Origin of the sequence: Nonomuraea pusilla, from assembly GCF_900109355.1 — a bacterium.
GTDB lineage: Bacteria > Actinomycetota > Actinomycetes > Streptosporangiales > Streptosporangiaceae > Nonomuraea > Nonomuraea pusilla.
In genome coordinates, this window is the sequence record NZ_FOBF01000008.1 from 349,917 (window position 1) to 375,325 (window position 25,409).

The 25,409-nt window shown below is 71.6% G+C and carries 23 protein-coding genes and 2 rRNA genes; 6 read left to right on the plus strand and 19 right to left on the minus strand.

From position 1 onward, the window contains the following. Positions 1–101: 101 nt before the first annotated feature. From BMX74_RS19690 to BMX74_RS44210, 13 genes are all read right to left on the minus strand, one after another. Positions 102–386 carry a hypothetical protein gene (locus BMX74_RS19690; protein ID WP_055500905.1) on the minus strand — a complete coding sequence of 95 codons (285 nt, stop codon included), beginning with the start codon at positions 384–386 and terminating at the stop codon, positions 102–104. Between the two features lie 36 nt (positions 387–422). Then, positions 423–1,244 (minus strand): CDP-diacylglycerol--serine O-phosphatidyltransferase, encoded by an 822-nt coding sequence (gene pssA, locus BMX74_RS19695; RefSeq protein WP_055500904.1) that lies wholly within the window; start codon positions 1,242–1,244, stop codon positions 423–425. Beyond that, on the minus strand, positions 1,231–1,872 hold the full coding sequence (locus BMX74_RS19700) for a phosphatidylserine decarboxylase (protein WP_177227428.1): 642 nt from the start codon (positions 1,870–1,872) through the stop codon (positions 1,231–1,233). Before BMX74_RS19700 ends, pssA begins: the two co-directional genes overlap by 14 nt. Before the next feature lie 108 nt (positions 1,873–1,980). Next, positions 1,981–2,964, minus strand: a complete 984-nt coding sequence (locus tag BMX74_RS19705; protein ID WP_082534545.1) for a TerC family protein — start codon at positions 2,962–2,964, stop codon at positions 1,981–1,983. 174 nt (positions 2,965–3,138) lie between these two features. Next, positions 3,139–4,503 carry a glycosyltransferase family 4 protein gene (locus BMX74_RS19710; protein WP_256257029.1) on the minus strand — a complete coding sequence of 455 codons (1,365 nt, stop codon included), beginning with the start codon at positions 4,501–4,503 and terminating at the stop codon, positions 3,139–3,141. A 334-nt stretch (positions 4,504–4,837) separates the two neighbouring features. Further along, a complete protein-coding gene (gene murJ / locus BMX74_RS19715) occupies positions 4,838–6,532 on the minus strand; it encodes a murein biosynthesis integral membrane protein MurJ (protein ID WP_177227430.1) in 1,695 nt (564 codons plus the stop codon). A gap of 72 nt (positions 6,533–6,604) precedes the next feature. After that, positions 6,605–7,456, minus strand: coding sequence for a hypothetical protein (locus tag BMX74_RS19720; RefSeq protein WP_055500901.1), 852 nt, complete (start codon positions 7,454–7,456; stop codon positions 6,605–6,607). Position 7,457: 1 nt separating this feature from the next. Next, the gene (locus tag BMX74_RS19725; RefSeq protein WP_055500900.1) at positions 7,458–8,432 is read right to left on the minus strand and encodes a copper transporter; all 975 of its coding nucleotides are present in this window, start codon (positions 8,430–8,432) and stop codon (positions 7,458–7,460) included. Continuing rightward, positions 8,429–9,625, minus strand: a complete 1,197-nt coding sequence (gene steA / locus BMX74_RS19730) for a putative cytokinetic ring protein SteA (RefSeq protein ID WP_055503705.1) — start codon at positions 9,623–9,625, stop codon at positions 8,429–8,431. Before steA ends, BMX74_RS19725 begins: the two co-directional genes overlap by 4 nt. A gap of 73 nt (positions 9,626–9,698) precedes the next feature. Then, entirely contained in the window at positions 9,699–11,408 is a 1,710-nt protein-coding gene (recN, locus tag BMX74_RS19735) for a DNA repair protein RecN (protein WP_091101982.1), read from the minus strand. A 91-nt stretch (positions 11,409–11,499) separates the two neighbouring features. Continuing rightward, positions 11,500–12,399 (minus strand): NAD kinase, encoded by a 900-nt coding sequence (locus tag BMX74_RS19740; protein WP_063791928.1) that lies wholly within the window; start codon positions 12,397–12,399, stop codon positions 11,500–11,502. Beyond that, complete coding sequence (locus tag BMX74_RS19745; protein ID WP_091101984.1) at positions 12,396–13,304, minus strand: TlyA family RNA methyltransferase; 909 nt, start codon at positions 13,302–13,304, stop codon at positions 12,396–12,398. Before BMX74_RS19745 ends, BMX74_RS19740 begins: the two co-directional genes overlap by 4 nt. Continuing rightward, positions 13,301–13,459: a hypothetical protein gene (locus tag BMX74_RS44210; protein WP_176573242.1), complete on the minus strand. Its 159-nt coding sequence runs from the start codon at positions 13,457–13,459 to the stop codon at positions 13,301–13,303. Before BMX74_RS44210 ends, BMX74_RS19745 begins: the two co-directional genes overlap by 4 nt. Before the next feature lie 116 nt (positions 13,460–13,575). On the opposite strand from BMX74_RS44210, the gene BMX74_RS19750 reads away from it, so the two are divergent. Next, positions 13,576–13,923 carry an SCP2 sterol-binding domain-containing protein gene (locus BMX74_RS19750; RefSeq protein WP_055503704.1) on the plus strand — a complete coding sequence of 116 codons (348 nt, stop codon included), beginning with the start codon at positions 13,576–13,578 and terminating at the stop codon, positions 13,921–13,923. Positions 13,924–14,528: 605 nt separating this feature from the next. Here BMX74_RS19750 and BMX74_RS19755 read toward each other — a convergent pair. After that, positions 14,529–15,473: an HAD-IIA family hydrolase gene (locus tag BMX74_RS19755; protein ID WP_256257030.1), complete on the minus strand. Its 945-nt coding sequence runs from the start codon at positions 15,471–15,473 to the stop codon at positions 14,529–14,531. A gap of 143 nt (positions 15,474–15,616) precedes the next feature. Between BMX74_RS19755 and BMX74_RS19760 the strand changes: the two genes are divergently transcribed. Then, positions 15,617–16,063 (plus strand): TipAS antibiotic-recognition domain-containing protein, encoded by a 447-nt coding sequence (locus BMX74_RS19760; protein ID WP_091101988.1) that lies wholly within the window; start codon positions 15,617–15,619, stop codon positions 16,061–16,063. Between the two features lie 680 nt (positions 16,064–16,743). On the opposite strand, the gene BMX74_RS19765 is transcribed toward BMX74_RS19760, so the two are convergent. Then, positions 16,744–17,166: a tetratricopeptide repeat protein gene (locus BMX74_RS19765; protein WP_055500895.1), complete on the minus strand. Its 423-nt coding sequence runs from the start codon at positions 17,164–17,166 to the stop codon at positions 16,744–16,746. Positions 17,167–17,283: 117 nt separating this feature from the next. Here BMX74_RS19765 and BMX74_RS45705 point away from each other — a divergent pair, with 117 nt between their 5' ends. After that, entirely contained in the window at positions 17,284–19,053 is a 1,770-nt protein-coding gene (locus tag BMX74_RS45705; RefSeq protein ID WP_256257031.1) for a DUF1015 family protein, read from the plus strand. A gap of 67 nt (positions 19,054–19,120) precedes the next feature. Here the strand turns inward: BMX74_RS45705 and BMX74_RS19775 are convergent, their stop codons facing one another. Continuing rightward, a complete protein-coding gene (locus tag BMX74_RS19775; protein ID WP_091101992.1) occupies positions 19,121–19,732 on the minus strand; it encodes a single-stranded DNA-binding protein in 612 nt (203 codons plus the stop codon). Positions 19,733–19,840: 108 nt separating this feature from the next. Between BMX74_RS19775 and BMX74_RS19780 the strand changes: the two genes are divergently transcribed. Next, the gene (locus tag BMX74_RS19780) at positions 19,841–20,770 is read left to right on the plus strand and encodes an MBL fold metallo-hydrolase (RefSeq protein WP_055500892.1); all 930 of its coding nucleotides are present in this window, start codon (positions 19,841–19,843) and stop codon (positions 20,768–20,770) included. Between the two features lie 597 nt (positions 20,771–21,367). On the opposite strand, the gene BMX74_RS19785 is transcribed toward BMX74_RS19780, so the two are convergent. Next, on the minus strand, positions 21,368–22,537 hold the full coding sequence (locus tag BMX74_RS19785) for a hypothetical protein (RefSeq protein ID WP_256257032.1): 1,170 nt from the start codon (positions 22,535–22,537) through the stop codon (positions 21,368–21,370). Positions 22,538–22,666: 129 nt separating this feature from the next. Here BMX74_RS19785 and BMX74_RS44215 point away from each other — a divergent pair, with 129 nt between their 5' ends. Both BMX74_RS44215 and BMX74_RS19790 read left to right on the plus strand, forming a co-directional pair. Beyond that, a complete protein-coding gene (locus tag BMX74_RS44215) occupies positions 22,667–24,202 on the plus strand; it encodes a hypothetical protein (protein ID WP_177227405.1) in 1,536 nt (511 codons plus the stop codon). A gap of 41 nt (positions 24,203–24,243) precedes the next feature. Beyond that, on the plus strand, positions 24,244–24,987 hold the full coding sequence (locus BMX74_RS19790) for an SAM-dependent methyltransferase (RefSeq protein WP_055500891.1): 744 nt from the start codon (positions 24,244–24,246) through the stop codon (positions 24,985–24,987). 123 nt (positions 24,988–25,110) lie between these two features. Here the strand turns inward: BMX74_RS19790 and rrf are convergent. Together rrf and BMX74_RS19800 are read right to left on the minus strand one after the other, a co-directional pair. After that, positions 25,111–25,227, minus strand: a 5S ribosomal RNA gene (gene rrf / locus BMX74_RS19795). 60 nt (positions 25,228–25,287) lie between these two features. Then, positions 25,288–25,409, minus strand: a 23S ribosomal RNA gene (locus BMX74_RS19800); the annotation flags it as partial.

A 25,409-nucleotide genomic window follows, 5' to 3' on the forward strand; every position in this document is an offset into this window, starting at 1 on the left:
CGCCGCCCGCCTCTGACTGGAGCCCGCCGACGGCCTGCCGGTGGCTGGGCGGTGTGTACACGGCTCGGCGTGTGTGTCGCCGAGCCGTACGCGGAGTGCTGCTAGGGGTGGTCGGCGCGGCGGGCCAGGACACGGACGACGCGGTCGGCGGCGGTGCCGGGATCGTCGGCGCTGCCGACCAGGTCCCCCCAGGACCAGCGGTAGAACCAGCCCTCGGCGAGCGGCACGCAGTCGATGGTCTCGGCCAGCATCGCCGCGTCCGGATCGCTGATGCGCAGCGCGGGCGGGTACGACCGCAGGGTCACCTCAAGCCCGCGCTGCTCCAGTTCCACGGCCAGCTTGCCGAGGAAGTACGTGCGCGTGTGCTCGCGTGGCGTTACTGCCATGCCTCCATCAAAGCCGATATGAGACGAAAAATCGCGTCAGTGGCTGATTCGCTCGGCAGCTTCCCGGCGCTGCTCCCGCTTGTAGAAGAGCATCCGCAGCGGGATCGCCGCGACGAGCGCGATCTGCATGCTGGCACCGATCTTGATCGGCATGTCGCCACCCTCAGGCCAGGCGACCCAGAAGGTGAGGAACGCCACATTCACCATAATCCACCCGAGGACGACCGCCGCGAGCTGCCCCTTCGGCTTCGGGTACTCGATGCGGCTCACCATCAGCCAGGCCACGCCGAGCATGCCCATCAGGGCCCAGATGCTGGGCTGGAACAGCAGCACGATGGAGATCACCGTCATGGCGCCCATGGGGATGGGCAGGCCCATGAAGTCGCCGCTCTTGGTCTTGACGCAGGCGAACCTGGCCAGGCGGACGACGCCCGCGACCAGCACGGCCGCCGCGACGCCCAGCACCGCCGTGAACGGCACCTGGTCGGTGAAACCACCCCAGACGACGACCATGAAGGCGGGCGCGAAGCCGAAGCTGATGACGTCGGCGAGGTTGTCGAGCTCGGCGCCCATCGCCGAGGCGCGGAAGCGCCGCGCGACGAGCCCGTCGAACAGGTCACAGGTGGCGCCGATGAGCAGCAGCACCACCGCGGTGGCGAAGTGGCTGGGCTGCGGCGTGAAGTGACCGTCCTTGATCTGCTGGAAGGCCGAGTAGGCCAGCACGCACACGGCCAGGAAGCCGCAGATGGCGTTGCCCAGCGACAGCGAGTCGGCCGCCGACAGGCGGAACGCCTTGCCGACCGGACCCCGTGGTTCCTCTCCCTCGGCCTGCCAACTGCCGGCGTCAGCCGTGGTCAATTCTGGTCACCCCCGCAACCGTCTTCTCGCCCACGGTCACCGCGGGGGAGATCCCTTCGGGAAGGTAGGTGTCGACCCTGGAGCCGAGCCTGATCAACCCGACCCGCTCGCCCTGCGCGACCTTCACCCCGGGGCTCACGTACGGCACGATCCTGCGCGCCACGGCGCCCGCGATCTGCACCATCTCGATGTCGCCGAGCGCGGTGTCGAAATGCCACACCACGCGCTCGTTCTGGTCGCTGTCCTTGTTGAACGCCGGCAGGAACCCACCTGCCACATGCTGCACGGATGCGACATTTCCCGCAACTGGCGCCCTGTTGACGTGAACGTTCAACGGGCTCATGAAGATCGCGACCCGGGTGCGGCCGTCCGGCCAGGGATCGATGCTCTGGACGACACCGTCGGCCGGCGACAGGATCCGCCCCTCACCGGGAACCCGGTCGGGGTCGCGGAAGAACCAGAGCATGCCTCCGGTGAGCGCGCCGAGGGGCACTGCCGCGAGCGCCCAACGCCGGTCCCTGCCGGTCATGAGCGCGGTGGCGGCCGCCGCGGCCGCCGTCGGGAGGAGCCACGGGGAGACCCCGCGCGCGAGCCTGACGCGGCTCGACTTAGCAGAATCGTCTGACACGTACAACCTTTGGTGGTGACTGGACTAGGCGCTTTGCCGTGCTGTTACGCGGCTCGCCACTATGACACGGCACGACCAGACAAGCAAAGCGCCTCGAAAGCCGCTGCGCTAGACCTGCTCCGGCTGGGTTTCCTCGCCCTTGGAGCTCGTCAGCCGCGCGTTGATCAGGCTCGCCACCGTAGTGATCACCATGGTGGCACCGATGATCGTGAGCGACACCCAGATGGGGATTTCAGGCGCCCAGGAGACCCCGCTGGCGTGCAACGCCTCCAATATCAGCTTAACCCCGATGAACCCCAGGATGAACGCGAGGCCGTAGCTGATGTAGACCAGCCGCTGTAGCAGCCCGCCCAGCAGGAAGTAAAGCTGACGCAGCCCCATCAGGGCAAATGCGTTGGCGGTGAAGACGATGAAGGAGTCCTTGGTGAGCCCGAAGATCGCGGGAATCGAGTCGAGCGCGAACAGCAGGTCGGTGGTGCCGATCGCGACCATGACGATGAGCATCGGGGTGACCATGCGCCGGCCGTCGATCTTCACGGTCACCTTGGAGCCGACGTACCCCTCGGTGGTGGGGAAGGCCCGGCGAACCCAGCGGAGCAGGAGGTTCTCGTTGAACTCCTCCTCCTCGTCCTTCAGGTGCTCGCGGATCAGGTTGACCGCCGTGTAGACGAGGAACGCGCCGAACACGTAGAACAACCAGCTGAACCGCTCGAGCGCCGCCGCGCCGAGCGCGATGAACACGCCGCGCATGACGAGCGCGAGCAGGATGCCGACGAGCAGCACCTTGTGCTGGTAGGCCCGCGGCACCGCGAACCGGCTCATGATGATGAAGAAGATGAAGAGGTTGTCGACGCTCAGGCTGTACTCGGTGATGTAGCCCGCGAAGAACTCCCCGGCCTTGCCGGCGCCGAAGACACCCCACAGCACCCCGCCGAAGACGACCGCCAGCGCCACGTAGAAGGTGACCCAGTACCCGGCCTGGCGCATCGAGAACTCCCGCGCCTCGCCGCGGTCGACGATCCAGAGGTCTACGGCCAGGACGACAAGGAGACCGCCGATCACGGCGATCCAGGCCCACATGGGTACGCTCACGTCAAACCTCCGGCATGCATGCTTCAGCGCCGGAGGTCTCTCCCGCCCACGGCAACCCGCGGACCGGCAGCCCCGGGGGCCCCGTGGAGCGGGGCGAACCGTGATGACGAGGCTGCCGCGAAGGGATACTCCCCTCCCTAACCCACGCAGTATACGAGAACGCTTTGACGCGACCTAATCGTCCGTTGGAACAGGCCGGGCATACACGTCGAGCACGCTGCCGACGGCCTGGTCACCGTCCGGGAGCTCCCGTCCGCGCCGCGCCGCCGCTCCGGCCAGCCGCGCCGCCGTCGCCGGATCGCCCACGACGTCGCGTACGGCCCGGCGCAGGCCCTCGACGTCGCCGTACGGCACGAGGATCCCGCCGTCGCCCACCATGTCAGGGATGCCGCCCACGGCGGAGGCGATCACCGGCCTGCCCGCCATGAGCGTCTCGCTCAGGCTGAGCGGCTGCCCCTCCCACCGGCTCGGCATGACCACGGCGGTGGCGGCGGCGAGCAGGTCGGGGACGTCGTCGCGGCTGCCCAGCAGCACCACGGGCAGTCGCTCGGCCGCGATGCGCGCCTCCAGCGCCCCCCGCAGCGGCCCCTCTCCGGCGACGACGAACAGCGGCGGCGCCTCCGGGCCGCCCTCCGCCGTGGGCCAGGGCCCGGCGGCGGCGTCGAGCAGGGTTTCGAGGCCCTTCTGCTGGGCGAGCCTGGCGAGGGTGAGCAGCACCGGCCGCTCCCCCGCGCCCAGCTCGGCCCTGACCTCCGCCGGGGTGCGCCTGGCCGGCCTCAGCGGGGGCGCGGGCACCACGGCCGCGCGTACGTCGCGCGCCCCCAGCGCCGCCATCCGCTCGCCCAGGTCGGGCGACACCACCAGGACGTGATCGGCCGCCCCGGCGACGACCCGCTCCAGGACGCCGTACACGAAGCCCACGAAACCACCGGCGGTGAGCGCGTTGTGCAACGTCACCACCAGCCGCCCCCTCCCCCACCCGGACCGGCCCGCACCGTACGAACGACCGCGCTCCCCTTCGAACCCGCCTGGCCCGGCCCCCTCCGCAGCCACACCACCCACACCGGCGGCACCAGCGGACACGGAGTCACCACCCGGGGCCGTACCGGGCGAGACCGGGCGATCCGTACCGGGCGAGACCGGGCCATGCGTGCGGGACGCGCCGAGGAGCAGGCGCGCCGGCGCGGACGGGCGCAGGGCGAGGGCGGCGAGGGCGCCGGCGCGCAGGCCGTGGGCGTGCACGACGTCCGCGCCGCGCGTCAGCCGCCGGACGGCGAGCACCGCGCGCAGGTCGCCCGCCGGTCGAGGCCGGTCGGAGACGGCGACCTCCGCGAACCTGGCCCCTGCCGCCGCGAACCCGAACTGCTCCTCGACGCTGCGCGGCCCCACGACGAGCACCTGGTGGCCCCGCCGCACCAGCCCTTCGACGAGCATCAGGACATGCCGTCCTGTCCCCCCGGACGTGGTGCCCAGCACGAACGCCACCCGCACGACCCGCTCCTCCCCCGCGCCCACCACGCGGTACACCTTCGCCGACACACCCGCCCCATCATGACCGGAGCGACAGGAACGATCAGCCTGGACTGCCGGGCAGCGCGAACGAGCCGAGCCGAGCCCGGTCTCTCAGCCGCCGCCATCCCACCGCCGTCATCGCGGTCACTGCCGTCATGTTCACTGCCGTCATCGCGGTCACTGCCGTCATGTTCACTGCCGTCATCGTGGTCGCGTGTTCACCAGCCTCTGCGCGGCCCCGTCCCTCCGGCGCCGGCGCCATGCCGGCGGCCACGGCGTCACGCGGGGTGCGCGGCAGGCCGGAACGCCGTGACCAGCGTCACCCATGGTGACTGCCGCCACTGCGGTCGCCCTCACCGCGTCACCGAACATCACGGCCGTCACTGCTTCCGTCACCGCCGTCCGCGCCGTCGCCCGCACCGCCGCCACGTCGCAGGAGGCCGATGACGGCGCGGGCGTCGGCGCGGTCGGTCAGGGCGGCCACCGCCGAGCCGACGGCCAGCGCCACGGCGGCGGCGAGCACGGTGGCGAGCACGGTGACCACGACGCTCGGCCCCACCCCGTGGGGAGCCAACAGGTCGGCGACCCACGCGCCCGCCAGGTACCCCAGCAGCCCCCCGGCGCCCGCCGCGAGCACCGCCCGGCCCAGCCCGGCGGCGGCCGCCCGGCCGCGCGCCCTCACGACGGCCACCAGCAGCAGCACGCCCCCGGCGGTCATGCCCGCGGTCATCCCGAGGGCCATGCCGCCGATCTTCCATGCCTCGGGCAGCAGCCACACGAACCCCGCCTGCGCCGCGATGACGACCACCCAGCCCGCCACCGTGCCGGCGGCGGACTCCCTGCCGCGCCCGGCGGCGTACAGCACGCGGCCGAGGTGGGCGAGGAGGCCGTACCCCACCAGCCCAGGGGCGAACAGCGCGACGGCGGCGGCCATCTGACCAGGGGGAACGTCGGACTTGCCGCCGAGGAACACCACGGAACCGGGCCCGGACGCGGCGGCGAGCACCCCGCCGGCCAGCCCCGACACCAGGACGACCGCCCGCGTGGTGCGCGCCGCGAGCGCCGCGAACGCCTCCCGGTCGCCCGCCTGCGCCGCGAGCCGGGGGAAGGCGCTGGTGGCGATGGGCACGGCCAGCACCGCGTACGGCACGACGTAGATCGCCCACGCGTAGTTGTAGACGGTGAGGGCGCCGTTGCCGATGGCCTTGTTGGACAGCAGCACGACCACGACCATCGCGGCCTGCTGCGCGAGCAGCGCGGCGACCCCGGCCAGTGCGAGCCTGCGCACCTGGACGGCCACCCCGTCGGGGAAGCGCAGCGTGGGCCGCCATCGCAGCCCGAGCGCCGACGTGGGCCGCAGCACCGCGAGCACCAGCGACAGCACGCCGAGGCTGGTGCCGACCGACAGGGCCAGCTCGGCGGGTCGCGGCAGGCTCGCCAACACGTCCCTGTCGTCGCCGTGCGATGCGAAGCCGTCGCTGAGCGGCACGAACAGCAGGTACGCCACGATGACGACGATGCTCGACACGAGCGGCGCCACCGCGGGCCCGGCGAAGCGCCTGTGCGCCTGGAGCACGCCGTAGAGCACGACCGCGACACCGTACAGCGGGATCTGCGGGGCGAAGACGACCAGCATGCGCGCCGCGACGGCGGTGATCTGATCCACGTCGCAGTTCTTCAGCGCCTCGCCGAAGAACAGGCCGACGATCGGCCCGGCGAACAGCGCGGCGAGCACGGCCAGCGGCACCAGCACCGCCACGACCCAGGTCAGCAGCGCCGACCCGATGCGGCTCGCGCGGGCCCGCTCGTGCTCCGACCCGCCGGTGGTGCCCGCCAGCACGGGCACGACCATGCCGGCCAGCGCCCCGCCGACGACGACCTCGAAGACGATGTTGGGGATCTGGTTGGCCGTCATGTACGCCGTGGACAGGCAGTTCGTGCCCACCGTCTGCGCGAAGACGTACTGCTTGGCGAAACCGGTGACGCGGGCCAGCACCGTGATCGCGCCGATGAGCATCGCGCCACCGGCGACGCCGCGCGCCGTCACGACACCCACCGGGCCTCCCTCGCCTCGCTCACCGGACGTCCTGGGAGGACATCCTGGCAGGCCGCACCGACAGTCCGCGCGTCAGGCGGGCCCGGCGGGACGCCGCCCGAGCATGTCGATCCGGTTGAGCACGGGGTTGCCCGCGATGACCTTGGTGAAGCTGACCTTCTCCGAGGCGGCCGTCAGCGCGGCGACGCCGCCGAGCACGGCGATCCTGCCCGGACGGCCGAGCCGGGTGACGGCGGCCAGGCCGAGGAGCGCGCCGAGGGCGTTGGCCCCCGCGTCGCCGAGCATCGCCCGCTCGCCGAGGTCCTCGGGCAGCAGTGCGGCGGCCGCGCCGAGAGGCACCGCGGCCAGCGCGGCCGCGGCGGGCGCGTCGCGCAGCAGCGAGGCGGCCAGCAGCGGACCGCCCGCGAGCAGCCCGACCTTGATGGCGCGTCCTGGACGCAGGTCGAAGAGGTTGGCGAGGTTCGCGGCCCCCGCGATCACGGCGCCGTTGACGAACGTGTCGAGCGGCCCGCCCGAGACGAGGGCGGCCGCGCCGAGCCCGGTGGCGCCGATGCCGAGGATCTTGACGGCCCCGCTGGTGACCTCGCCCCTGGCCAGCGCGGTCAGGTGGCCCTTGAACCCTTTGGAGGCGGTGGTGCCGTACAGGTCGTCGTAGGCGCCGAGCGCGCCGCTGCCCCCGCCCGCGAGCAACGCGGCCGCGCGGACCCGGCCGGGCAGGCCGGGCGCGAGCGCGGCGGCCGCCGCGGAGCCCGCCACGAACGCGGGCCCTTCGAGCAGGGTGACGGGCTCGCCGCGGTGGTTCTTGCGGGTCCAGCGGCTCGTGAGGTCGGCCGGGCGGTTGCGGGTGAAGGCGGCGTGCGCGGCGCGGGCGGCCACGGCCCCCATGGCGGCGCCGGCGAGCGCGTAGAGCAGGCCACGGGCCATGTCAGCTCCCTGACTGGGTGGGTGTCGGTGTCGCGGACGGCAGCGGGGGCTGCATCACCGAGGCGCCCTTGCCGACGCCGTAGTGCCCGGCCCGCCCGCTCAGTTGCTCATGGAGAGAGTAGACGAGGACGACGCGGCCCGCGGGCATGTCGAGCGTATCGACGGTGGACACGCGCTTGGAGATCTCGCTCTCGTCGCGTACGGCGGTGATGCCGCCGCCCGTGACGGCGGAGGTGGCGGCGGCCCCGGCGACGACGGCGCCCTTGCCCGCCGTGTCGAACCCGGCGGCGAGCGAGACGAACGCCGCCGCCTGCGTCTCGGCGTTCTCCCCCTCGTAGGCCCGCTCCGGCGCGAGCACCACGGCGAGCGTGGCCCGCTTGGCCGGGTCGCCGTCGATGTTGATCAGGCCGCCGGTCTCGAAGCCGGTGACGACGCCGTCGGTGGCGGTGTTGACGGTGCCCGCCTGGGCCGGGTCGGTCGTGACGAACGTGGACGCGAGCAGCGTCGCGGCCTTGTCGAAGGGCGTGGCGGCGGCCGGGAAGACCATGCTGACAGGCTTGAGCTGGCCGACCAGGCCGTCGAGCACGCCCGAGCGCTTGGGGTCGAAGTACTTCTCGGTGAGCGTGACGCGGCCGGTGATCTCGGCGCCGGACTGTTCGAGCACCTGCTGGGCCGACTCGCGGAAGGTGCTGCTCGCGCCGGGCGCCTCGACGATCACGACGCGCTGGCCGGCCAGCTGGCCGGCGACGAGCGCGGGCGTCGCGGCGGCGACGAACGCGTCGTTGCCCGCCTCCCTGCCCTGCAGCGTGTCGATCTGCGCCCGCAGATCCTCGTTCGTCTTCGTGAGCTGTGCGGTCAGTTCCTGCGTCAGCCGCACGGCGGGCTCCTGCAGCAGCGTGGTGCCCAGCACGATGCCCACCGCCAGCGCGAGGAAGATCGCGACGATGGAGACGAGGTGATAGCGGAAATCGATCACGAGAAGAGTCCGACCAGCCAGAAGATGAACGCGTTCCAGACGTCTTGCAGTCCGTTCAGCCAGGTCTGGCTGAGTGGCGAGATGAACAGGGCGACCCCCATGGTGATCAGCGCGGTGATCACCAGGAGGAGGAGCTGGGAGGTGGAGATGCGGCTACGGTACAGCCTGCTGACGCCCTTCGCGTCGATGAGCTTGCTGCCGATGCGCAGCCGGGTGAGGAAGGTGCTGGCCATGCCGGAGCGGCCCTTGTCGAGGAACTCCTCCAGCGTGCCGTGGGTGCCGACGGCGACGATCAGCTCGGCGCCCTTGTCGTCGGCGAGCAGCATCGCGATGTCCTCGCTCGTGCCGGTGGACGGGAAGACCACGGCCTCCTGGCCGAGCTGCCGCACGCGCTCCAGGCCGGGCGCCCTGCCGTCGCGGTAGGCGTGGACGATCAGCTCGGCGCCGCAGGTCAGGGCCTTCTCGGAGACCGAGTCGAAGTCGCCCACGATCACGTCGGGCAGGTATCCGCCTTCCATGAGCGCGTCGGCGCCGCCGTCGACGCCGACGAGGACCGGGCGGTACTCCCTGATGTAGGGGCGGAGGGTGGCGATGTCCTCCTTGTAGTGGTATCCGCGCACCACGATGAGGACGTGCCTGCCCTCCATCCGGGTGCGGATCTCCGGCACTCCCACGCCGTCGATGAGCAGCTTGCCCTCGCCCCGCACGTACTCCATGGTGTTGACGGCGAAGGCCTCGATCTGCACGGCGAGCCCCGCGCGGGCCTCGGCCATGGCGGCCTCGACCGCGTCGGTCGTCTGCTCGTCGCCCTTGCCGACGACCTCGTCGCCGAGGTAGACGACCCCCTCGTGCAGGCGGACGACGTCGCCGTCCCTGACCCGCTCGAACAGCTCGGGGCTGGCGTTGTCGACGAACGGCACGCCGGCTTCGAGCAGGATCTGCGGACCCAGGTTGGGGTAGCGGCCGCTGATGCCGGAGGCGATGTTCACGACCCCCGCCGCACCGCACGCGACCAGCGCCTCCGCGCTGACCCGGTCGACGTCGACATGGTCGATAATCGCGATCTCCCCGGGCCTGAGCCGTTTGGTCAGCCTCTTGGTACGACGGTCGATTCTCGCCACTGCCGTGACGCCGGGAAGGTCGCCGACCTTCCTGCCGCGGAGGCCCGGCATCTTCCTTCCCGGAACCTTCATCATGACCATCCTGCCACGCTGGAACAGTCCGCAGGCCACGCACTACCCGGCGTGTCCGCTATGTCACCTGAGATCACCTGTCGGCGGCGGCCAGTTCCAGCAACTCCTCCGCATGTGCCCGGCCCAGCTCGGAGTCCTCCATGCCGGCCAGCATGCGCGACAGCTCGCGGACCCGTCCCTCGTGGTTGAGCGTGACCACGCCGCTGCGCACCACGCTGCCGTCGCTCGACTTCTCGACCACCAGGTGCTGGTCGGCGAACGCGGCCACCTGCGGCAGGTGGGTGACGACGATGACCTGCGCCGTGCGGGCCAGCCTGGCCAGCCTGCGCCCGATCTCGACGGCCGCCTTGCCGCCCACACCCGCGTCGACCTCGTCGAACACGAACGTCGGCACGGGGTCGGCGCCCGCGAACACCACCTCGATCGCCAGCATGACGCGGCTCAGCTCGCCGCCGGACGCGCCCTTGTTCAACGGCAGCGGCGGCGCTGCCGGGTGGGCGGCCATGCGCAGCTCGACGTCGTCGACCCCCTCTGGGCCGAACTCCTCGCTCCTGCCGAGCTGGACGACCACCCTCGCGTGGGGCATGGCGAGCGCGGCCAGCTCCTCCGTGACCGCGCCGCCGAACCGCTCGGCCGCCGACTGGCGGATGCGGGTCAGCTCGGCGGCCAGCTCGGTGAGCCGCGCCGTCAGCTCCTCCTGCTCGCGGATCAGCTCCTCGATGCGCTCGTCGTCGCCCTCCAGCTCGGCCAGCCTGGACGCCGCCCGCTGGGCCCACGCCAGCACGCCCGCGCTGTCGTCGGCGTACTTCCTCACCAGGCCCGACAGCAGCGACCTGCGTTCCTGCACGGCCGCCAGCCGCGCCGGGTCGGCCTCGACCGACTCGGCGTACGACGCCAGGTCGGTGGCGACGTCGGAGATGAGGTAACCGGCCTCGGCCAGGCGGTCGGCCATGCCGGCGAGCTGCGGGTCGAACGCGCGCACCGCCTCGACCGCCGCCCGCGCCTCGCCGAGCAGGGAGATGACGTCGCGGGCGCCCCCCGACGCCTCCATGGGGTCGCCGAGCAGCGCCCCGTGCGCGGCCGCCGCGGCGGTGCGCAGCGCGTCGGCGTGCGACAGGCGCTCCTCCTCCTCGCGCAGCTCCGCGTCCTCGCCCGGCTTGGGGTCGACCTTCTCGATCTCCTCCAGCCCGAACCGCAGCAGGTCGGCCTCCTGCGCCCGCTCCCTCGCCCTGGTGGTGAGCTCCTCCAGCAGCGCGGCCACCTGCCTGTGCCGCTTGTACGCCTGCGTGTACGCCCTCAGCGGCTTGACCAGCTCCTCGCCCGCGTACCTGTCGAGCGCGGCCCGCTGCCTGGCCGGCTGGAGCAGCCGCTGCTGGTCCATCTGGCCGTGCACGGCCACCAGGTCGTCGGCCAGGTACGTCAGCGTGCCCACCGGCACCGTGCGGCCGCCCAGCCAGGCCCGCGACCTGCCCTCGGCCGACACCGTCCTGGAGATGATCAGCTCGCCGTCCTCGACCTCGCCGCCGATGTCCTCGACCTGCTGGGCGACGCGGCCGCCCGCCTCGATGACCAGCGTGCCCTCGACCGTCGCCCTGTCGGCACCCGGACGGATGCGAGAAGGGTCGGCCCGGCCGCCGAACAGCAGGCCGAGCCCGGTGACGACCATCGTCTTGCCCGCCCCGGTCTCGCCGGTGACCACGTTGAAGCCGGGCGAAAGCTCGAGCACGGCCTCGTCGATGACGCCGAGCCCCTGGATGCGGACCTCCTCGACCCTTGGTCGCACTGGCCACTCCCGTCACTGCCGTGTCTGATGGTCGGACTGCTCTCCGAACACCTGTGCCCACGGAATCCTACGCGCTCCGTCCCCCATTCACTCAGGGTCGGACTCTTCCGCGCCACCCCTGCACGGGCAGCTCGAACTTGGCGACCAGCCGGTCCGTGAACGGCGCGCCCGTGCTCTCCACGCCGTGCAGGCGGGCCAGACGCACCGGCTCCGACGACCGGCGGACCTCCACCCGCGAGCCCGACGGCAGCTCGAACCTGCGCCGCCCGTCGCACCACAGGACCCCGCCGGGCGTGTCGGGCAGGATCTCCACGGCCAGCGTGGAACGCGGCGAGACCACCAGCGGCCTGGCGAACAGCGCGTGCGCGCTGATGGGCACCATGAGCAGGGCCTCCACCTCGGGCCAGACCACCGGCCCTCCGGCCGAGAACGCGTACGCGGTGGAGCCCGTCGGCGTGGCGCAGATCACGCCGTCGCAGCCCCAGCGCGACAGCGGGCGGCCGTCGATCTCGGCGACCACCTCCAGCATGCGCTCCTGCTTTTCGACCGTGACCTCGTTCAGCGCCCACGTGTCGGCGAGGACCCGGCCGTTCTGCCTGGCCAGCACCTCGATCGTCATGCGCTCCTCGACGTCGTAGCGGCCCGCCACGACGTTGTCGACCGCCGAGGCCAGGTCGGCCACCTCGGCCTCCGCCAGGAACCCGACGTGCCCCAGGTTGACCCCGAGCAGCGGGGTGCCCGCGGGCCTGGCCAGCTCCGCCGAGCGCAACAGCGAACCGTCGCCGCCCAGCACGATCATGACTTCGGCGTCCTTGGCCGCCCCCGGGTCGGCCGGGACCACCTCCGCCCCGCTGCAGCCGATCTCGGCCGCCTCCGTGTCGAGCACCCGCACGGTGATGCCGGCCTGGATCAGCCGGTCGACGACCAGGCGGGCGCTGTCGACGGCGGCCCCGCGTCCCGTGTGGGCCGCGACCAGCACCGTCCGTCTCATTGCGGCCCTTCCGCCACGGCGCGCAGGATCTCGGCGTCGAGGTCGGCGACCCGCCGGCCGCCCGCAACCTCGCCCTGCCCCTCGCTGCGCCCCTCAGCCTCGCCTCGCCCGCCGTTGTGACCCTCAGCCTCGCCTTGCCGCCCGTTGTGCGCCTCGGTCTCGCCCTTGCCCAGCCACAGCAGGTACTCGACGTTCCCCGACGGGCCGGGCAGCGGACTCGCGGTCACCCCCTTGACCGTCAGCCCCAGCTCGATCGCCTTGAGCGCCGCGTCGCGCACCGCACCCGCCCGCAACTCGGGATCGCGGACGACACCGCCCGCCCCCACGAGGTCCTTGCCCACCTCGAACTGCGGCTTGACCAGCATCACGAACTCGGCCCGCGGCGCCGCCACCGACGCCAGCGCGGGCAGCACCAGCCGCAGCGAGATGAACGACAGGTCACCCACGATCAACGTCGGCGGCTCACCCACCATCTCGGGGGTCAGGTCGCGCACGTTGACCCGTTCCATCACGGTCACCCGCTCGTCCGTGCGCAGCGACCAGGCGAGCTGGCCGTAGCCGACGTCCACGGCGAGGACGTGCGCGGCGCCGTGACGCAGCAGCACGTCCGTGAACCCCCCCGTGGAGGCGCCCGCGTCCAGGCAGCGGCGGCCCTCCACCGACAGGCCCTCGAACGCCTCCAGCGCGCCGAGCAGCTTGTGCGCTCCGCGCGAGACGTAGTCGGGGCCCTCCTCCGAGGCGGCCACCACGATCGCCGACGCCGTCTCGACCTGCGTCGCAGGCTTGCGGGCCGTCTGCCCGCCCACCGTGACCCTTCCGGCCTCGATCAGCTGCGACGCCTGCTCACGCGAACGCGCCAGCCCGCGGCGCACCAGCTCGCTGTCGAGCCGTACTCTGCGGCTCACAGGTCGTCCACGGCGGCCAGCCTGGCCTCCAAGGCCGAGAACGCCTCCTCGAAGACCGCCACGTGCTCGCCGACCGGCAGCTCGGCCAGACGGCCGAGCGCGGCCACGACCGCGTCGGCCCGCTCGTCGCCCGTCTCCTCCGGCACCACACTCATGAGACGACCGTAACGCCTCCCGCGGTCGTCCGGCACCTCAGCCGCCCCCTCGCCCGTTGAAGGGTCATGGGTCGCGCCCTGATAACTTCCCGATGAACGTGGAAAGGATGCTCAACATGGCAAGCGTCGAGGAATGCCGGGTGGCTCTGGCCAAGCTGGTGGCCCAGTTCGACGAGATCGACGAAGCCGACCGCGCCAAGCACGTGGTCGAGCGCACGCTGAGCTGCCGCATCCCCGACCTTGACCTGATCTTCTACGGACGGCTGCACCACGGAGGGCTCGACCCGTTCTCGGAGGCGCAGCCCGAGGGGGGCAGGCCGGCCGACGTGAAGCTCACGGTGGCGAGCGACGACCTGATCGCCCTGGTCGAAGGCGAGATGGACCTCACCCGCGCGCTGCTGGGGGGCCGCGTCAAGATCGACGCCAGCTTCGGCGACCTCCTCCGCCTCCGCCGCCTCCTCTGAGCAGAGCCACGGCCTCCACACGCCAGGACCGGCGAACGCCCCCAAGGCCCATGTGACACCCGCGGTCGCACCCATGGGGGCACCGCCTCCCCGCCGAACCCACCGCCTCAGCCCAGCCAGTAGGAACACCGGCTCTGACCGTCTCGACGAACGACGGGACTCCTCCGCCACGAGCGGTCTCCGCCCCGCTCCAGGAGACGGTCTCCCAGCGGCAACCCACCACCATCGGCCACCACGCTGAACGACACCGCAGACCAACTGCCCCCTGCCACGAACCACCACAACCAAGCCGACATGGGCACCGCCAGCGAGCAGGAAGCCCGCACCGTCATCGCGGCACCGCCAGAGCGCGCCTGATCGGGCGAGCACGGTCAGACGGGTCCAGTCAGGCGGGCCGGATCAGAGGGGCACGGTCAGACGGGCCGGTCGCATCCGCGATCCAGCCGCGGGCCTGCCCGATCAGGCCCGTGACCAGACGCACGCGATCGGGCTGACACGGTCAGCCGGCCAAATGCGCAGGCTGAGCGGTCAGGCCGGGGCCGTCAGGCGGGGCCATCAGGCGGGGCCGATTGGGAGGCGGGGATTGGGAGGGGAGACCGGCGCGGTCAAGTGAGGCGGGCGAGGGCGGGCTTGACGGCGTCCTCGTCGGCGCGCCCGTCGCCCGCCGCAGCCCAGGCCGCGTCGCAGGCCGCGCGGAGCGCGTCGACGCGGCTCCCCGCCCCCTCCAGGCGCAGTTCGCCGTCCTCCCAGCGGGCCCGCCACCCGCCGCACGTCCCCCGCTCCACCTCCGGGTACGGCGCGAGCAGCGCCGACAGGTCCTCGCCCAGGTAGGTGGGCCGGTGCTCGGGCGGCGCCGTCAACAGGTCCACGGGACGGGCGACGCCGGTCAGCACCAGCAGGCTGTCCACCCCCGCGTTGTGCGCCCCTTCGATGTCGGTGTCCAGCCGGTCGCCCACGACGAGCGGCCGCCGCGCCCCCGTACGGATCATCGACTCGCGGTGCAGCGGCGGGTCGGGCTTGCCCGCGTACACCGGCTCGACACCGGTCGCCGTCACGATGACCTGCACCATCGCACCGTTCCCCGGCACCACCCCCCTGTCGGTCGGCATGGTGCTGTCCCTGTTGGACGCCACGAACAGCGCCCCCTGCCGCACCGCCAGCGCGCCCTCGGCCAGCAGCCCGTACGACAGTCCTGGCGCGATGCCCTGCACCACGGCCACCGGGTCCTCAGCCGCCGTGGACACCGGCCGCAGCCCTCGATCCCGCACCGCCGCGCGCAGGCCGGTACCTCCGACGACCAGCACGTTCGCCCCGGCGGGCACCTGCTCCGCCACCAGTCGCGCCGCCGCCTGGGCCGAGGTCACGACGTCGGCCGGCTCGGCGGGTACGCCAAGTTCGCGCAGGTGTGCGGCGATCGCCGAGGGGGTCCGCGAGGCGTTGTTCGTCACGTACGCCAGCCGCACGCCCCCGCGCCGCGCCTCCTCCAGCGCCTCGGGCGCACCCGGCACCGCGTGCCTGCCCAGGTAGACGACACCGTCGAGATCCAGCAACAACGTGTCATAGCCGTCGATGAGCAAAGCCGCCTCTTCCTCCGTCGGACCCTCGCGCCGCCTGTCCGGCTTTTACGCGTTTGACTCTTACGTCGCGTGAGACTTTAACGTCGCCCCCGTACCCGACCGACGAGAGGACGACCATGTCAACCCCACTCAACCTCACCCCGGAGGACCGCGCCGAACTCTTCGACGGCTTCGACCCGGACACCCACGCCGCCGAGGCGGAGCGGGCCTGGGGCGGCACCGCCGCGTGGGCCGAGTCGCGTCGCCGCACCTCCTCGTACACGAAGGAGGACTGGCGGCGCCTCACCGAAGAGGCGGCGGCGATCTCCGCCGGGCTCGCCGACGTGATGCGCTCCGGTCTGCCTGCGGACGGCGCCGAGGCCATGGACCTGGCCGAACAGCACCGCGCCCACCTCACCCGCTGGTTCTACGACTGCACGTACGAGATCCACCGCGGCCTGGGCGACCTGTACGTCTCCGACCCCCGCTTCACCGCGGCCCTGGACGCCACCACCCCCGGCCTGGCCGCGTACCTGCGGGACGCCATCACCGCCAACGCCGCCCACCACACCGAAGCCCACTGACAGTGATGACGGGGAGGAGCGCTTCCTCCCCCCTGGGAGGTCGGTGACGGCCGCACCGAGTGAACCCCCTCCCACACACCGACAATCACCACACCACACCCACCGCCTCCGCCCTCTCCGAGCTTGGCGACCACCGCACCAAACAGACGGCCTCCGCCCCAGGCACCGACGATCACCACACCACACCGACCGTCTCCGCCTCTTGGAGGTTGGTCGCCGCCGCACCAGACAAAGCCTCCACCCCTCCCAGACAGCGACGATCACCACACCGCACTGACCGTCTTCGCCCCCTCCGAGACTGGTGATCGCCGCACCAAACCAACCGCCTCCACCCCGCTCGGAGGCTGATGATCACCCTGCCCCGCCGTACGGACCGCCCCTGAACCAGTGCACTTGAACGTCCGGGAGGCGGCCCTCACGAAAAAGGCGATCATCGGCATCCGAGCGGGAAGGGCGAGCGGTGGGCCATGCGTGCCGCCCCCTCTGGCCGCACTGCCCGGCCCGCCAAGCCGCGACAGCGCGCCTTACGCAGCTCAGCGACCCGAACAGCCAACGACCGCCCACGCCGGCGATCCCAGGCCCCCGCCCTCGGGCTGGTGAGTTCAGTACGCCCCGTACCGACCCGCAACGACTCGAACGGCGGGGCGATAGCAGGCAAGGGGGGAGGCTTGGCAGGGTCGCTACATCTCCCGGCGGGCACGCAGCGTGGCCCGCACGCTCTTCAACGCCGACACGTAATGCCGTTCGTCCGGCCGCATGGCGACCGCGATGGCAAGCGGCTCCTGCGCACCCTCAAGATCCCCTGTGCGCCACAACGACAACCCCAGTCCGAAATAGGCGTAATCCTCCGCCGGATTGGCGTCGACGATCTGCCGGAAACTGGCGGCGGCCTCCGCGTACCGGCGCGAGTTGAACTGCGCCCGTGCCAGCGCCTCCAGAATGCTCCGCGATTCGGGTTCGGCCGCGGCGGCCCGCTCCAGCAGCGCGGCCGCCGCGGCCGGACTGCCGTCCTTGAGGAGCTTCACCCCACGCTGATACCAGTCGTAGACGCCCCCGCCGGGGTTTCCTTGTGATTCTCCGTGTACGTTGCCACTTGGACCCATGCGTGCGGCCTCCTTCGCGGATCGGCGGATCCCGCACCGAATCCTCTGCGGGCGGGCGCGGCTGGAACGAGGGGGCGATTCCCAGAAGCAGCAGGCATTTATGGGAACATGCCCGGTATGGGGATTCCTGAACGGCCGGGACAGGACGGGCTGGTGCTGCGCCCCTTCCGCGGCGTGCGATTCACTGTCGAAGATCCCGCCAAGGTGACCTCCCCACCGTACGACCTGATCTCCGACGCCGACGTCCGCACCCTCCTCGACTTGCATCCCAACAACGTCGTCCGTCTGATCCTTCCCTGCTCGGCAGAGATCGACTCCGCCACGACATCGTCAACCATTCCCCCTCAGCAGGACGCGAAAGCCACGACGGCCCCCGCGACGGGTCGGCCGGGGGACGCCGAACGGCAAACCGCCGGCCAACCCTCCCGCCCTGAGGGCGACGGCGAGCAGTCGTGGCCGTGCGCGCCCCTCACTCCGTCGGGCCGCCGCCCCCTGCCCGCCACGGCCCCGCTCCACCTGCGGTACGTACAGGCCCGCGACACGCTCCGTGCCTGGCTGGAGGCGGGCGTGCTGGTGCCCGACGAGGAGCCGGCGTTGTACGTCTACGAGCAGTCCGGCCCGGGCACGCTGCAGCGCGGCCTCATCGGCGACGTCGGGCTGCGTGACCCGGCCGACCACGTCATCCTCCCCCACGAGGACGTCATGCCGGGCCCCGTGGCCGACCGACTCGCGCTCATGAGCACCACCCAGGCGAACCTCGAACCGATCTTCCTCCTCTACGATGGCGGGTACGGCGCCGCCACCCGCCTGGTGGACGAGACCGCCGACAACCGGCCTCCCTTGGTGGAGGCCCGCACCGAGGACGGCCTGACGCACCGCCTCTGGGCCATCACGGACCCGGCTGAGATCGCCGCCATCAACGCCGACCTGCACGACCGCCAGGCCCTGATCGCCGACGGCCACCACAGGTACGCCACCTACCGCGTCCTCCAACGCCAGGAACAAACCACCCACGAGCAGCCCACCACTTCCCAATCCCCCACCCCGCCGGCTTCCCCCGCCGAGAGCGCCACCCCTGCCGAACCCGGCACCTCTCCCCTTCGCCCCACTGCGGACGAAAGCCGCCCTCCGCAGAGCGACCGCCAGGCCGAAGGCCGGACATCCCACGAGGGCGTCGGCACGTCACCGACCGGCGACAACGCGCCGCCCGGTGGGAGCGAACCCGGCGAAGGCGGCGGGCTCACGAAGAGTGGCGAGCTCGCGAACAGTGGCAGGCGAGGCGAGGACGCCAGCCCGCAAGAGCGTCACCGGCCGGTCGCCGGCCCGTGGGACTTCGGGTTGGCGCTGCTCGTGGACTCCTCCGCGTACCCTCCCGTGCTCAAGGCGATCCACCGCGTGATCCCCGGCCTCCCGCTGAGGGAGGCCGCGGCGAAGGCCAAGGGCGCTTGGCGGGTCGAGGACTTCCCCGACCTGGCCCAGGGCCTGGCCGCGCTGAAGGACGCCCCTGACCCGGCGTTCCTGCTCGCCGGCGCCGAGGGCGCGCACCTGCTCACCAGCCCCGACCCGTTGCAGCTGGCCCGCGCCATGCCGGCCGACCGATCCGACCGCTGGAACTCGCTCAACACCTCGATCCTCAGCGAGTTCGTCCTCCCCAAGGTCTGGGGCATGCAGGACGACGAGCAGGCCGTCCGCATCGTCCACCACGACGCGGAAGCCGCCCTCAGAGTGGCCGTCAGCACCGGCGGCACCGCCGTCATCCTCAAACCCCTGGCGGTCGAGGATGTGCTGGCGGTGGCGGCCGGCGGCGAGCGTGTGCCCCGCAAATCCACCTCCTTCGGCCCGAAACCCCGGACAGGCCTGGTGCTGCGCACCTTCGCCATCGACTGACGCGGGCCTCCCGTCTCCTGAGAGCTCCCCCTGACAGTCGGACGAGGCGAGCGGGCGAAGCGCCGGCTCACGTTGCGCCCACCGGAGAGGGCGCGTCGCCGGTTGCCTGGACAGGCCCCTTCTCGGTCGCCTGCAGCGGGCTGGGCGGGAGAAGCACGCCTCGCCCGCCCAGCCCACCGGGCACATGCCGGAGAAGCCCGCCGCCGACCTCCTGCGAAGGCTCTTGCTCGGCCGTTTCCGGTGGGGCCGCCGGAAGAGGCGCGCCTTGCCCGTCCAGCTCACGGTGCGCCGTCCGAGATGGCGCATCGCCGACCTCCTGCGAGGGCTCCTGCTCAGTCGCCTCCGGCGGGGCGGGTGGGAGAGGGGCGGCGCTGCGTGCCTCCACCTCGTACCGGAACATCTTGGCCCCCGGCGGGCCGTAGACGCGGCAGCGGACGGAGCCCTTCACCTCCAGCCGATCGCGCGGTTTGAGCCCGCGGACGATCTCCGCTGTCGCGGCGTCGAACGTCACGCACGGGATGCTGTCGGCCAGGGAGCCGCCGCGTTTGCCGGGACGTTGCCCCGCCCAGCGGCGGCGCACGATGACGCGCCACTTCGTCACGGTGTCGCCGCTCGGCATGACCTGCTCCTCGGCCGCCGCGGACAGCCTTCCAACCAGCACGACCTCGTTACGGTCCACTTCGTCCTCCCATCGGTGTCCAGACGCCGATCAGTCTTTACGATGAGGTGAAGCCCGATCGGCACGAACGCCGTTCTGGGGATAACCGCTGGGTAGCCGGGAGTGCCTGTGGAGAACATCACCGCGCTGGGCGGCGACGTCTATGAGATCGACACGAAGATGGCCGGGTACTCCGGCATCACGGCCGGTTACCTGATCCTGAGCGACCGGCCGTGCCTGGTGGAGACGGGAACCTCCACGTCGGCGCCCGTCGTACGCGACGCGCTGGCCTCTCTGGGCGTCGGGCCGGACGACCTCGCCACCGTGGTCGTGACGCACATCCACCTCGACCACGCGGGCGGCGTCGGCGACATCGCCAAGGCCTTCCCGTCCGCGCAGGTGGTGGTGCACGAGAAGGGCGCGCGTCACCTGGCCGACCCGTCGCGGCTGATGTCCAGTGCGCGGATGGTGTGGGGGGACAGTCTCGACACGCTTTTCGGCGAGATGACGCCCACCGAGGCCGAGCGGATCGTCGCCCTCGGTGACACCGGCGCCATCGACCTGGGCAACGGCCGCACGCTGAGCAGCCACTACTCCCCGGGCCACGCGAAGCACCACGTCGGCCTGATCGACTCCGCCACCGGCGACCTGTACGTCGGCGACGCCGCGGGCGTCTACCTGCCGCAGACCGGCGACCTGCGCCCCGCCACCCCGCCGCCGGACTTCGACCTGCAGACGGCGCTCGGCTCGATCGCCCTGTTCGAGGCGCTCGGCCCGCAACGGCTGCTGTTCAGCCACTACGGGCCGGTAGAGGCGGTGAAGGAGACCCTTGAGCGGTCCGCCGAGGAACTGCGCATCTGGGTGGACCTCACCCGCCAGGCCCACGCCGAAGGCATGGACCTGGACCACGCGGTGGCCATGGTGAGGGACCGGACCAAGGAGCGTTACGCGGCGCTGACATCGGAGGACCCGGGGGTGGCCGAGCAGTTCGAGCTGCTGAGCGGCGCGCCGTCGAACGTCGCGGGCATCCTCCACTGGCTGGACCGCGTCTCCCCCTGACCGCCGGCCGCCTCATCCAAACTCCCAGCGAAAGGCACATTTCCTCGGCAGTGCGCCGACGACAGCCGTGACTCGTCCCTGCACCGAGCCGGTGGCAGGCGGACCTCACTACTGGACCGCTGGTGAAAGACGCACCTCGCCCTGGAGCGCCTAGTGAAAGGCATGCCTCGTCCCTCCGTTGTGCTGGTGAGAGGCGGACGTCACACTGCCCTAGCGGTGACAGACAAACCCCGGCCTGGAGCACCTGGTGAAAGGCATGCCTCGTCCCTCCGTTGCGCCAGTATGAGGCGGACGTCACACTGCCGTTCCGGTGGTAGGCGCACCTCGGCCTCTACTTCCGACGGGGCGTGACCTCGGACTGCGCTGCCGGGGAGAGGGGGACGTCACGCTTGGTGCGGGTCTCGCCCCGAACCGCCCACGAAGGGCGCCTCGCCCGCCGCCGCGAGGCCGCGCCGGGAGGCCGCCGACCTCCCCGACCTCGCGGTCTCACTCACGACTACAGCCGGAACCGGCCCACCCCGCCCTGAGCGTCAGGCGGCAGGCAGCGAAAAGCCCCGCCGTGCCGGACGGATCCGGCACGGCGGGGCAGCAAGGACGTCAGTCGTTCTTCGCGTCCTTTCGGGACGTCTCGTCCAGTTCGTCGGCGAAGTGCGGCTCGATGAACGCGGGCGTGATGCCAGGCGCTTCGGTCGGCTCCGCGACCCGGGGCTGCTCTCCGGAAGCCTCACGAGCGGCGGCAGGGGCAGCCTTCGTGGCCTCGCCCGAGGAGGCAGGTGCGTCCTCGGCGCCGGACTCGTCGCTCAGGTCCGACTCCTCATCCTCATCGGACTCGTCATCCAGCTCGTCCTCGTCGTCCGGACCGGACTCGTCGTCGAATCCGTCGGACTCGTCGGACTCGTCGAGGTCGTCCGACTCGTCGAGGTCCTCGAAGTCGTCTTCCTCGTCCAGTTCGTCGGACGCCTCAGGCCGCTCCGCCTCTTCGTCCACGTCGTCCGCGTCGTCCGCGTCGTTCTCGGACTCCGCCGTCTCCTCGGACACCGACGTGGCCTCGGGCTCCCCCTCGAGGAGGTCGCCGGCGGCGTCGTCGTCGAGGTCCTCGTCGAAGTCCTCCTCGATGTCCTCGATGACGGCGCCGGTCAGCTCGGCGTACCGCTCGGCGGCGTCGGTCTCGCCGTCCTCGTCGAACGCCATCGCCCTGCCGAACCAGTCGGTCGCCGCCTCCTGGTGGCCCGCGTCGGCAAGAGCGTCGGCGTACGCGAACGCCAGACGCGCCGACCACGGCTTCGGCTGCGGGTCGCGCAGCTCCGGCAGGCGCTGCAGGGTGATGACGGCGGCGTCGTGCTGGCCCAGGTCGCGGCGGGCGCCGGACTCGACGATGGTCAGCTCGATCCGCCCGGCCCGGTCGAGACGCTCGGCCTCAGGCGAACGTACGAGGTCGATGGCCCGCTCCGGACGGCCGAGGCCGCGCTCGCAGTCGGCCATGATGGGCAGGTACGCGTCGGAACCCGTCATCCGCCTCGCGGCGCGCAGGTCGCTCAGCGCCTCGGAGAAGTGCCCGGCGCGGTAGGCGACGATGCCCGCCGCCTCGCGCACGATGCCGATGCGGGCCGCGAACCTCCGTGCCACCTTCGTGTGCTCGTGCGCCCGCTCGGGGTCGTCCTCCTCGAGCGCGCGCTCCGCCGCCACAAGGTGGTTTCCGACCAGCTCGGCGAGGTCACCCGGCAGGGAGCGCAGCTCGTCGCGCACCTCCTTGTCGAGCTCGTCCACGCTGATGTCGGGCGCAATCTCGGGCAGGCGCTCGCGCCTCGGCGCCTCGCCCTCACCCTCGGGACGTCCGTACCGGGAACGGCTGCCACCCTCAGGACCCTCCTCACGGGAGAAGGGACGCCCCTCGCGGTGGGGTCCGCGCTCCTGGCGGAAGCCCTCACGACGGTCGTCACGGAACCCGCCCTCGCGACGCGGACCGCGGTCATCACGGAAGCCACCCTCGCGACGGGGGCCCCGGTCGTCACGGAAACCGCCCTCACGGCGGGGACCACGATCACCGAACCCGCCCTCACGGCGAGGACCACGGTCGTCACGGAATCCGCCCTCACGGAAACCACCCTCGCGACGCGGACCGCGATCAGAGCGGAACCCGCCCTCAGGACCCGGGCCACGCTCCTCACGGAAGCCACCCTCACGACGGGGACCCCGGTCGTCACGGAAACCGCCCTCACGACGGGGGCCCCGGTCGTCACGGAAACCGCCCTCACGGCGCGGACCACGATCGCCGAAACCACCCTCACGGCGAGGACCACGATCGCCGAAACCGCCCTCACGACGGTCATCGCGATCACGGAACGGACGACGCTCATCCCGGTCACGGAACGACGGCCGCTCACCGCCCTCACGACGGTCGTCACGGAACCCGCCCTCACGACGCGGACCGCGGTCATCACGGAAGCCACCCTCACGACGGGGGCCCCGGTCATCACGGAAACCGCCCTCACGGCGAGGACCACGATCACCGAACCCACCCTCACGGCGAGGACCACGGTCGTCACGGAATCCGCCCTCACGGAAACCACCCTCGCGACGCGGACCGCGATCAGAGCGGAACCCGCCCTCAGGACGCGGGCCACGCTCCTCACGGAAGCCACCCTCGCGGCGAGGACCCCGGTCGTCACGGAACCCGCCCTCACGACGCGGACCACGATCACCGAAACCACCCTCACGGCGAGGACCACGATCACCGAAACCGCCCTCACGGCGCGGACCCCGGTCGTCACGGAACCCGCCCTCGCGACGGGGACCACGATCGTCACGGAACCCGCCCTCACGGCGAGGACCACGATCACCGAAACCGCCCTCACGGCGAGGACCACGATCACCGAAACCGCCCTCACGGCGAGGGCCGCGGTCGTCGCGGGAGCGGAAGGAATCACGGTCGCGGAACGAGTCGCGGTCGCGGAAGGGGCGGCGCTCCTCGCGGTCGCCGGAGGGGCGGCGGTCGTCGCGGTCGCCGTAGGAACGGCGCTCCTCGCGGAAGCCGCCCTCTCGCCTCTGGCCCCGCTCACCCTGGGAGCCCTCGTCGCGTCGGGGCCCGCGGTCGTCCCTGCCGTACGAGCGCGGCCTGTCGTCGGAACGGAACGGACGATCGCCCCTGGAGTCTCGCTCGTCACGCCCGCGGGAGCCGTAGCCACCGCTGCGACCGTCTCCGCGTCTGTCCCCGTAGTCGCCGCGTCCGCGCTGTCCGTCGTCCGGTCCGTTATCTCTGTTCACTTCTGGTCCATTTCGTTGGCTCACCCAGCGGACTCACAACGACGGTCCACCGTGGCTGGTCGCCGCCCGCCTTCGGGCCTTACGCGACGAAGGCCACCCGTGGGGTGGCCCGGTCCCTCCAGCCTAGCAAGCCCGGGAACCTCCACGAGCCTGCCTCAATCCCGATAATAGTTGCCCGGATTCAGCGCACTTCGAGGACACTTCTCCCCATGTCATTACGCTTCCACGAGATCGCCGAATCCCGGCACCGCATCCTGAACCCGCTGACCGACGAGAAGCTCGACCTCCTCGGCAGGATCTGTCGCATCGCGCCGGGCTCCCGCCAGCTCGACCTCGCCTGCGGCAAGGGTGAGCTGCTCTGCCGCTGGGCCGCCGACCACGGCGTGACCGGCGTCGGCGTGGACATCAGCAACGTCTTCCTGGACGGCGCCAGAACGCGCGCGGAGCACCTGGGCGTGGCGGACAGGGTCGAGTTCGTCGAAGCCGACGCGGCCTCCCATCCGGTGGCGTCCGACCCTTATGACATCGTGTCCTGTCTGGGGGCGACGTGGATCGGCGGCGGTCTCACGGGCACCTTGGAGCTCATGCGCCGGCACCTCCGCCAGGACGGCCTCCTGCTCGTCGGCGACTGCTATTGGACGTCCCCGCCTCCGCCGGAGGCGTGCGAATCCCTCGACATCCCGGAGGACGCCTTCACCTCGCTGGCCGGCACGGCGCAGCGGTTCGAAGAGGCCGGTTTCGAACTGCTGGACATGGTCCTCGCGGACCAGAACTCCTGGGACCGGTACGTGGCGAGCCAGTGGTGGACGATCAGCGACTGGCTGCGCGACAACCCCTCGGATCCCGACGCTCCCGCCATGCGTGACTTCCTGTCCAAGGCCCGCCGCTCGCATCTCGAATACGGCCGGGACTACCTCGGCTGGGGCGTCTTCATCCTCCGGACCGCAGCCTGATCCACCCACAACAAAAAGGGCCACTCATCAGGGTGACCCTTCAACATCAGCCCGGCTCAGGAACCGGCACAAATGAAAAAAGGCCCCACGCGTAGGCGTGAGGCCCTTTCTCATCTAAAGTTTGTGCGGCGGCGACCTACTCTCCCACACCCTCCCGAGTGCAGTACCATCGGCGCAGAGAAGCTTAACTTCCGGGTTCGGAATGTAACCGGGTGTTTCCTTCCCGCCATAACCACCGCAACACCATGAGACCGTTTGCTGTCTCAGAATTGCGTAGCGGACGCGAGCAAGAAAAGCTTTATGGTCAAGTCCTCGGCCTATTAGTACCGGTCAGCTCCACACGTTACCATGCTTCCACCTCCGGCCTATCAACCCGGTCGTCTACCGGGGGCCTTACCCACTCTCGTGGTGGGAGACCTCAT

Bases quoted from the DNA above. Each gene is read 5' to 3' on its own strand.
- BMX74_RS19690 (WP_055500905.1), bottom strand. From the start codon at position 386: ATGGCAGTAACGCCACGCGAGCACACGCGCACGTACTTCCTCGGCAAG.
- BMX74_RS19720 (WP_055500901.1), bottom strand. From the start codon at position 7,456: ATGGCCCGTGGCCTGCTCTACGCGCTCGCCGGCGCCGCCATGGGGGCC.
- steA (WP_055503705.1), bottom strand. From the start codon at position 9,625: ATGAAGGTTCCGGGAAGGAAGATGCCGGGCCTCCGCGGCAGGAAGGTC.
- BMX74_RS19740 (WP_063791928.1), bottom strand. From the start codon at position 12,399: ATGAGACGGACGGTGCTGGTCGCGGCCCACACGGGACGCGGGGCCGCC.
- BMX74_RS44210 (WP_176573242.1), bottom strand. From the start codon at position 13,459: ATGAGTGTGGTGCCGGAGGAGACGGGCGACGAGCGGGCCGACGCGGTC.
- BMX74_RS19750 (WP_055503704.1), top strand. From the start codon at position 13,576: ATGGCAAGCGTCGAGGAATGCCGGGTGGCTCTGGCCAAGCTGGTGGCC.
- BMX74_RS19760 (WP_091101988.1), top strand. From the start codon at position 15,617: ATGTCAACCCCACTCAACCTCACCCCGGAGGACCGCGCCGAACTCTTC.
- BMX74_RS19765 (WP_055500895.1), bottom strand. From the start codon at position 17,166: ATGGGTCCAAGTGGCAACGTACACGGAGAATCACAAGGAAACCCCGGC.
- BMX74_RS45705 (WP_256257031.1), top strand. From the start codon at position 17,284: ATGGGGATTCCTGAACGGCCGGGACAGGACGGGCTGGTGCTGCGCCCC.
- BMX74_RS19790 (WP_055500891.1), top strand. From the start codon at position 24,244: ATGTCATTACGCTTCCACGAGATCGCCGAATCCCGGCACCGCATCCTG.